The sequence below is a fragment of the Fluoribacter gormanii genome (genome assembly GCF_900156395.1).
GTDB classification, from domain to species: Bacteria; Pseudomonadota; Gammaproteobacteria; order Legionellales; family Legionellaceae; genus Legionella; species Legionella gormanii.
In genome coordinates, this window is record NZ_FTNL01000047.1 from 1 (window position 1) to 8,320 (window position 8,320).

An 8,320-nucleotide genomic window follows, 5' to 3' on the forward strand; every position below is an offset into this window, starting at 1 on the left:
TCTATGAGCACAAAAATAAGCTAGTTGCTGGATTCACCAAAAAATACAGCGTGGATCGATAGGTATACTATGAAGCTTGTGGGAGTATCATTGTAGCCATTGAACGAGAAAAACAAATCAAGGGTTGGTCACGAAAAAAGAAGCATGATTTGATTAATGCATTGAACCCAGAGTAGAATGATTTGTATCAATCGATTCTTTAAAAATTGTTCCACCTGACAGGAGATCCCTCACCCTCGCTGCGCTCGGGTTCGGGATGACGTGGGGAGTTACATAATATTTTATAAATAATGGTAATTAGTGACGATAAGATAGGTATTGGGTTAAGACCTCCGCATTATGCGCAAATTGTTTTGAAAAAGCCTAAAATTGATTGGTTGGAAGTGCATACAGAACACTTTATGATCGATGGAGGCCCATTATTAGATCTCTTATTTGCTATACGGGAGAGTTATCCTATAAGTTTTCACGGAGTAGGATTATCTTTAGGCTCTGTGCATGGGGTAAGCAAAAATCATTTAAAACGAATTAAAATTTTGGTTAAGCGTTTTGAGCCAGTTTTACTTTCAGATCATTTATCCTGGAGCAATACAGGACAAGCTTATTTACCTGATTTATTGCCTATTCCTTATAATGAAGAAAGTTTAGTGATGCTTGCCGAGCATATTGATGAAGCTCAAAACTATTTACAAAGAACATTACTTATTGAAAATCCATCTTCTTATTTGGAGTACCAAACATCAAACTATTCGGAGGCTGAGTTTTTAGCGGAGTTGGTTAAACGCACTGGTGCTCAAATTTTACTGGACGTGAATAATATTTATGTCTCTTGTTTTAATCATGGATGGGATCCTTATCAATACATCCAAGCAATTCCTTTTGAAAAAGTACAAGAAATTCATTTGGCTGGGCACTCAGCTCATGTGCTTAATGAAAAAAACAGCTTGCTTTTAGATACCCATGATCGACCTGTATGTGATGAGGTATGGGAGCTATATCGTTATGCGGTAAACCGCATTGGCCATGTTCCAACCTTGATGGAGTGGGATACTGATCTACCTGACTTGGAGATTTTAATAAATGAAGCAAGAAAATCAGTCAAATATAGCAATAATACAGCAAATACAGAGTGATTTTACTCAAGCTGTGTTTCATCAAAACGATAATGAACTGATGAAACACATCTGCCAAAATAAGATAAACCCAGAGGTTAGGTTCAGCATCTATCGAAACAACATTTTGCAAAACTTATGTCGTGCACTAGAAATCACATACCCCTCTATCTGGAAGCTGATAGGGAAGGAGTGTGCGAATCAAATCGCTTATATGTTTTGTCAAAAAGAAAAAAATTTGCCTGCGTCCAATTGTCTTGATGATTGGGGGGCAAATTTTCCCCGATTTTTACAAGAGGTCAATTCGATTGAACATCTTGTTTATTTGAGAGATATAGCAGAGTTAGAATGGTTGAAACATAAAAGTTATCGTGCCCAAGATTTCAAAACACTTAATCCAGTGAAATTACAAAAAAAGTTGGAGCAATCAGGGGCTTTACGTTTGGTTTTTAATCCATCAGTGCATTTATTTTCATCACTATATTCATTAAAAGAAATCATTGACTTCATTGAGTGGCCAGATGAAAAAAAGATTATTAATTTACAACATATACCTTGTTATGCAGTGATTTCTCGTCAAAACAGTCAAGTAGTGACTCATTGGATTTCTAAAGATTTGTTTCATTGGTTCACATGCATTCAAAATCGGGTTACTTTAATGCAATCTTATGAAGGCATGTGCCAAATAAATCCTGATTTTGATTTGATTGCTGGTTTACAATTTATGTTAAAAAACCGCTTGCTGTGGAAATGTTTCAATTGAAATAACCCATTTCAGAGGGTGTTGCATTAAGCAACTAATTGAGCAGGTGTTGGTTACTCAGCTAAAACTACTAAATCCATGGGACCATCAACTCCTGCAACATCTCTGGATTTGCGTTCAATCTTTTTTGTGTCACTTTTATAATTTTGTTTTAGCGCTTCCGCTAGAGTCGATGCAGTAGATAATGCTTTTGAGTGTTCTACTTTATTGTGTTTTTCCAATTTAGCGGCTAAATTTGCAGTCTCTCCGATTACAGTATATTCAAGTCGGTCTGCATTACCAATAACCCCAAAAACAATTTCACCAGCCGCAAGCCCCATACCCAAATCAAGCACAAAATTTCCATTTTTTCTACGTGTTTCATTCCATACTGACAGCATAGTAAGAATCTCATCTACCGTTCTTAAGGCATCTGCTGCATAAGTCTTTGAAGGTGTGACTGCACCAAAACTTGCCATGATGCCATCTCCCATAAACTTATCAATCGTGCCATTATGTTTTTGAATAATAGGCACGAGTAAGCGTTGATACTCTCCCAGTAATTTGATCAAATCAGTTGGTGAAAGGGTTTTCGAGGCTTTAGTAAAGCCGCGCAAGTCAGTAAACAGAATTGCTGCCCGTCGTGTTTCCCCATAACCTGCCTGAACTATTGAGTCAGAGTGAATAATTTTTTCAGCCACGCTTGAGTCAAAAAAACGTGCCAAATCCTTTGCTGCACTGGTTTGCTCTACTGCTTGGAACAGTGTCTTTTGGGCGCGTTGCAGTACTAAAGCCAAAATCACTGTGACTAATGAAATAGACAAAAGTACATCAAATACAGCGCCCAAATAGACACTACGGGTGGATGCGTAGGTTACATAGTCCCAGGTAATAACATTCATCCCTGTGCTGGATAAGGTTTGCCAAACAATAATACTCCAACCTATCACGGCACAAAAGCCTGAAAGTAATACCCATTCTGGTTCAAAACGCAGCGCGCGAAGAGCGATCAAAATATAAACATAATTGATGTGGGTATTTTTTAAATTAATGGTTGGTGATGTTTCATATTGTAGGTAGTACGTCCAGATAACAAATAAGAGCAAAAACATTTCGGTGATGACGAATAATCCAAGTACCCTAGGTGTTAATTGATTTGTATAAGCAAACCATAACCGCGTTAATATCAGGATAGTAAATAATGATAAACCCAAAGAAGTAGAGTGTACTGGTGCATTAGGGGTATAGCCGACGGGAGTTAAATAGTCTATGGCCATAAACAAAAGTATTACTCCTAATTGCACTCCTCCAACCAGCAATTCGCTCCGATACTGTTGTGCTTTCATATCATCTCGGATACGCGGCGGTAATTGAGTATAACTAAGCACCTTTTTCTCCTACGATACGCTCACACAATCCTTTAGGTAACATGATGTATTCCTCTGGATCACCATCCTTTGTTGCTTGCGCGGCACAAGAGTGTTTCGATGTAGCGCAATCATTTTTACTTGCACGTGCCACTCCATAACATCGTTCAAACTCTCCTGTCTGGTTTTTTTCAGACAGCCAATCGGTATTGGTATATAAAGAAACAAGTGACGCACTTAAAGCTGCAGCAATAACGGCACTATTTTGAATCTTGCGTTTATTCATGCTTTTAATCCAGCTTGGATTTTATAGATATCGTTCTTTAATATGTGCAAAATAATAATCAGGATTTAATGTCTCGCCTGTTGCTTGCCGTAATAGTTCAGTATAGGTTAATAGCCTTCCTTTTTGATGGATATTTGCTCTAAGCCACGACAACAACGTTTTGAAATTACCTTGCTGTAATTGCTCTTTAAGATCAGGAATTGACTTTTTTACTGCTGAAAATAATTGAGCGGCAATTAATGCTCCAAATGTATAAGCAGGAAAGTACCCAAAAATTCCTGATGGCCAATGAACATCTTGCATCACCCCATTTTTATCATCGCCTTTTGTGGATAAGCCTAAATAGTTCTGCATTAATGAATCCCATACCTCTGGCAAGTCAGCAACAGTAATCTCGGAAGAAAACAGTTTTTCCTCTATTTCATAACGAAGTATTACATGTAAGGGATAAGTCACTTCATCCGCATCAACACGGATTAAACCGGGTTGTACTTTTGTGTAATGATAAAAAATATTTTCAGCCGTGATATTCGCTACATCTCTAAAATAGTTCTGCGCTATAGGTACAAGAAAACGGATGTATTCGAGACTTCTACATATTTGCATTTCAATAAACAAGGACTGACTTTCGTGAACAGCCATCCCTAAAGAATGACCGACAGGTTGTGTACTCCATTCTTTTGATAATCCTTGTTCATATAGGGCATGGCCAGTTTCATGGGTAATCGCCATCAAGGACGATAAAAACTCATGCTCGTTATAACGTGTAGTAATGCGCACATCACTGGAGATACCGCCACAGAACGGATGATGGCTTACATCCAGTCGCCCGTGATTAAAATCGAATCCCAGACGAGTCATTATTTCCATGCCAAGTTGTTTTTGTTTTTCTACCGGAAAATTTCCTGTAAGCGTTTTTATTTGCCTGGTTTTTTGTTTTTCAATGATGCTGGGAATAAGCTTTGCAAGTTCATGTTTTAATGAATTAAAAATCGGAGTAATTGTTTTACAATCTAAACCCGGGGAATACTCATCAATTAACACATCCAAAGTAGGCTTATTAAATGTTTGTGATTTAATCTCAGCCATCGTTTTTACTTTTTGAAATAATTTTTCCAGATAAGGTTTAAACGATTTCCAATCATTTTTTGCGCGTAATTCGCGCCAAGCTTGACCACAAATTAAGGATTCATTAGTAAATTCTTCGACTAAATTTACGGGAATACAGGTTGCCTGCAGATACTCTTTTTCCATCCAATAAAGATTCTTTTGTTGCCATAATGATAAGCTGTCAATGTCTTTTGCTTGCTTTATCAATTCACCAACTTTTTTATCAGTTAACCAATCATGCTGCACAGCGCTTAACGTAGCTAAAGCTTCCGCTCGAGCTTTACCTCCGCCAGCCGGCATCATTGATGCTTCATCCCAGGAAACAATTGCTGCCAGATTTTCAAAATCATAATATTTTTTAAAATGCTGTTCTAATTGTTGGTATGCATTCATGAATGGTTCTCATTATTCTGTTTTTAGTAGGCATTTTTTAAATATATATCCATATTCAAATGATTCAAATAAATTTATCCTTCTAATTTTAATAAATAAAAGGAATTATCTTTTTCTTAACCTTAGACATGTACTTCGCATATTCAGGATACTTCTTACTTAATAAGGCTTCCTCTTTTTTTGCTTTGAAATGAAAAAAAATGATTAATGCAAGCGAAGCAATAAAGGACAATATTGAGCCCCAGAATAAGCACCATCCAACAGCCATAATGATTATTCCCGCATAGATAGGGTGGCGGATAAGGCCGTAAATTCCTGAGGTAACTAACTGAGCATTGTCTATGGGAGTGACAACGGGCGTAAAAGCGACTCCTAATTGTTTTATGGCAATTATAAGGATCAAAAGTCCAATAATGAACAAAACTGGACCTATAATCTTTAATACCAAAATATCGAGATGTGCAAAAGGCGTGAGCGCGAGAATTGCTGTACCGATGCAGGCTTGTATTGTTACATATTTATCTAGATATTTTGCAATCATGGTGGTGATTCAGATGTTCATTGATTTAATATCAACTTGATTATCAATTTATAGCCCAAATTGCTGGCTGAGTCAAAATTATCCAAGCCTGCTGTTTTGAATATATTTATTTAAAATCAATTTATTAGGTTGATTTATTAAGTTTTTCTTTCTGAAAAAGCAACACGAAAAATAATTTTAATTTGTACATTTGTGCTACCAAAATTTGTAAATTAACTGTAAACTTCTCGCTGGCCTGTAATAATACAGGCTCTTTTCAGAGGTATTTTTATTATCGGAATTTTAATTATTTATTTTAAAGGAGCAATGACATGCCTCACACACCACCAGCCTCACCTCGAGTTGGAAGACAAACTGAAGAAGAGAAAAGTTTAAACAGTTCACAGGACAGTAGCTTTGATGAAAACAGTTTTGACGAAAGTAGTTTTGACGAAAGTGGTTTTGATGAGCGCGTTGAAGAGAATTCCGAACTAAGCGCAGATGAAAATTCCGAATTTAGCGAAGATGAAGATAATGAACAAACTTCTGAAGAGAGTTCGCAACACACTTCGGAGTCTACCGAAGAAACACAATCCCCACAGAATAATGCACAGCGAAGAAATGCTAACACGCTCTTCGGTTTTGCTCCACGTGCCCCCCAAGTCTATGTTTGTGAACATGGCCATGTACATCTTATGGATTTTATTAATGAAAACACAATGGTTTTCATCACTTTAAATGCCGAACCAGATCTAATGCGTCTGATGGCACTCGCATCACTATTGGAGGCTCTAGGTTTAGGCGAAGAAAATGACCTGGAAGAAAACGTTGGCCAACAAACTGAGCAAAAGCAGGAAGAAGAACCAATAAAACTGAGCGAAGGAAAAGGTCAATTAGAGGATGAAGAGAGCGAGGAAGAAAACAACGAAGAGTACGGTTACAGTCACTTTAAAATGTAAACTCATATTCCGCAGCCGAGGCTGCGGAGTTCTCTTGTGAATTCAGCCTAAAAAAACATTTCTTAATCCCTGGCTCTTCTTATTTCCCAGAATATTCAGGATTGATAATCCACACCAACATCCTATATCATCGCAACAGAAATCGCCTCTAAACATTTTAAAAAGGAATGATTAATGCATATGAAATGGATGTTAGTTGGATTCTTTGTTTCAGTGGCTCATGCCAACTTACCTTATGTTCCATTAGAGTTTCCCAGAGATGAGGCAGCACACTACCAAAATATACCATACTCATTTGAACACATGATTGAATGGTGGTATTTCAATGGCAAGTTAGTTACTGATGAGGGGAGGCATCTAAGCTTTGATGTTGCATTGTTTAATGCCGCTATCGAGGTAAAAGGACGTGTGTATACACAACCCATGCTCCATATGCAACTTGCTGATTTGGACAATAAAATAGGCTATGGAGTTGCTAAAAACTATCTTCTTAATGAAGGTAAATTTGGTACTGACTGTAGTGCCCCCAATTTAAACCGGTCCACCTAGCCAATAATTAACGACTAGTAATAGGACTAGTAATATGACTGTATCGACACCATTAGAATGTAATGAAATAATCCATTCAAGCAGCAATCGACGTCGTTGGACGCCGTTAGAGAAACAACAAATAGTCCATGAAACCTATCATTCAGGAGCAACGGTATCTTACGTTGCGCGAAAACATGGAATACCGCCCAGCCAATTATTTTATTGGCGTAAATTAATGGAGAGCAGTGCATTGACTGGAGTAAAGGCTGAAGAGTCTGTGGTACCCCAAAGTGAAGCGAATGAACTCAAAAGGCGAATTAAGCAACTAGAACAAGTGTTAGGCCAAAAAACGTTAGAGAACGAAATACTACGTGAAGCGGTAAAGCTCGGCCGGGAAAAAAAACTGATCTCGCGGCAACCCTTGCTCGGAATAAGCGATTTCGAATAAGAGCGATAGCCCGTGCTCTAGAAGTATCCCGTTCAAATCTAACAGAAAGGCTTAAAAAAATGGAACCACAAAAGAACCATTACGTTAAAACAGAGGACAATGAACTGCTCCCTTATATTCGCGAAATCACGGACAAACGCTGTAGCTATGGCTATCGAAGAGTCACTGTTTTACTCAACCATCGACTACAGTCTGAAGGCAGATTAAAAGTGAACCATAAACGTGTATATCGCATTATGAAGCTCAATAATTTATTGCTTCTGGCTCCTAAGAAAAAACCAACACGTTCTCACGACGGTAAGGTGATTACTTTAAAAAGTAATACGCGTTGGTGCTCTGATTGCTTTACCATTCAGTGTGCTAACGGAGATCGAGTGCATGTGGCTTTTGCTATGGATACCTGTGACCGAGAGGTTATTAGTTACGTTTCATCAACTATCGGTATAGATGGCAGAACTATTAGAGACTTGCTACTTGAAAGTATGGAGTATCGTTTTGGCAAAATCGACGTATTAGCAAAGCCGATACAGTGGCTTAGTGACAATGGGCCTTGTTATACAGCTCGCGAAACAGTAGCATTTGCTAGGAAACTTGGCTTTGATGTGAGAACCACCCCAGCTTATAGCCCTGAAAGTAATGGAATGGCTGAGGCATTCGTCAAAACGTTTAAGAGAGACTATGTCGCATTTAGCGATCCATTTGATGCTCTCACGCTCATGAGGCAGTTACCCGATTGGTTCAATGACTACAATGAACATGCGCCCCATAAAGGGTTAAATATGATGGCACCAAGACAATTTATCAATAGTGCTTTGGCTGGCTAAGTGGTCCGGTTTTATAGGGGCAACTCCA

Annotated in this window: 9 protein-coding genes; 5 read left to right on the forward strand and 4 right to left on the reverse strand. The window is 38.1% G+C overall.

The genetic code is table 11. The features are described 5' to 3' along the window. The first annotated feature begins 290 nt into the window (after positions 1-290). Both bufB and BW930_RS16620 read left to right on the forward strand, forming a co-directional pair. Complete coding sequence (gene bufB, locus BW930_RS16615; RefSeq protein WP_058467793.1) at positions 291-1,133, forward strand: MNIO family bufferin maturase; 843 nt, start codon at positions 291-293, stop codon at positions 1,131-1,133. After that, the gene (locus tag BW930_RS16620; RefSeq protein WP_058467794.1) at positions 1,081-1,875 is read left to right on the forward strand and encodes an HvfC/BufC N-terminal domain-containing protein; all 795 of its coding nucleotides are present in this window, start codon (positions 1,081-1,083) and stop codon (positions 1,873-1,875) included. Before bufB ends, BW930_RS16620 begins: the two co-directional genes overlap by 53 nt. Before the next feature lie 53 nt (positions 1,876-1,928). Here the strand turns inward: BW930_RS16620 and BW930_RS16625 are convergent, their stop codons facing one another. The 4 genes from BW930_RS16625 to BW930_RS16640 all read right to left on the reverse strand — a co-directional run bounded on the left by BW930_RS16625 (position 1,929) and on the right by BW930_RS16640 (position 5,551). After that, on the reverse strand, positions 1,929-3,242 hold the full coding sequence (locus BW930_RS16625; RefSeq protein ID WP_058467795.1) for an adenylate/guanylate cyclase domain-containing protein: 1,314 nt from the start codon (positions 3,240-3,242) through the stop codon (positions 1,929-1,931). Next, positions 3,235-3,507 (reverse strand): BufA1 family periplasmic bufferin-type metallophore, encoded by a 273-nt coding sequence (locus tag BW930_RS16630; RefSeq protein ID WP_058467796.1) that lies wholly within the window; start codon positions 3,505-3,507, stop codon positions 3,235-3,237. The genes BW930_RS16625 and BW930_RS16630 overlap by 8 nt, the downstream gene beginning before the upstream one ends. 21 nt (positions 3,508-3,528) lie before the next feature. Then, positions 3,529-5,010, reverse strand: a complete 1,482-nt coding sequence (locus tag BW930_RS16635) for a carboxypeptidase M32 (RefSeq protein ID WP_058467797.1) — start codon at positions 5,008-5,010, stop codon at positions 3,529-3,531. Between the two features lie 88 nt (positions 5,011-5,098). Then, positions 5,099-5,551, reverse strand: coding sequence for a methyltransferase family protein (locus BW930_RS16640; RefSeq protein WP_058467798.1), 453 nt, complete (start codon positions 5,549-5,551; stop codon positions 5,099-5,101). Between the two features lie 311 nt (positions 5,552-5,862). On the opposite strand from BW930_RS16640, the gene BW930_RS16645 reads away from it, so the two are divergent. The 3 genes from BW930_RS16645 to BW930_RS16660 all read left to right on the forward strand — a co-directional run bounded on the left by BW930_RS16645 (position 5,863) and on the right by BW930_RS16660 (position 8,292). Next, positions 5,863-6,489, forward strand: coding sequence for a hypothetical protein (locus BW930_RS16645; RefSeq protein WP_058467799.1), 627 nt, complete (start codon positions 5,863-5,865; stop codon positions 6,487-6,489). 174 nt (positions 6,490-6,663) lie between these two features. Beyond that, positions 6,664-7,038: a lipocalin-like domain-containing protein gene (locus BW930_RS16650; RefSeq protein WP_058467800.1), complete on the forward strand. Its 375-nt coding sequence runs from the start codon at positions 6,664-6,666 to the stop codon at positions 7,036-7,038. Between the two features lie 34 nt (positions 7,039-7,072). Continuing rightward, positions 7,073-8,292 (forward strand): IS3 family transposase gene (locus BW930_RS16660; RefSeq protein WP_115266147.1). Its coding sequence is split into 2 segments (ribosomal slippage): positions 7,073-7,415 and positions 7,415-8,292, totalling 1,221 coding nucleotides; the frame shifts between segments, so codons are not numbered across the junction. The last annotated feature ends 28 nt before the right edge of the window (positions 8,293-8,320 follow it).

Excerpts from the sequence above, each read along its gene's own strand:
- BW930_RS16620 (WP_058467794.1), top strand. The coding sequence starts at position 1,081 with ATGAAGCAAGAAAATCAGTCAAATATAGCAATAATACAGCAAATACAG.
- BW930_RS16640 (WP_058467798.1), bottom strand. The coding sequence starts at position 5,551 with ATGATTGCAAAATATCTAGATAAATATGTAACAATACAAGCCTGCATC.
- BW930_RS16650 (WP_058467800.1), top strand. The coding sequence starts at position 6,664 with ATGCATATGAAATGGATGTTAGTTGGATTCTTTGTTTCAGTGGCTCAT.
- bufB (WP_058467793.1), top strand. The coding sequence starts at position 291 with ATGGTAATTAGTGACGATAAGATAGGTATTGGGTTAAGACCTCCGCAT.
- BW930_RS16635 (WP_058467797.1), bottom strand. The coding sequence starts at position 5,010 with ATGAATGCATACCAACAATTAGAACAGCATTTTAAAAAATATTATGAT.
- BW930_RS16645 (WP_058467799.1), top strand. The coding sequence starts at position 5,863 with ATGCCTCACACACCACCAGCCTCACCTCGAGTTGGAAGACAAACTGAA.
- BW930_RS16630 (WP_058467796.1), bottom strand. The coding sequence starts at position 3,507 with ATGAATAAACGCAAGATTCAAAATAGTGCCGTTATTGCTGCAGCTTTA.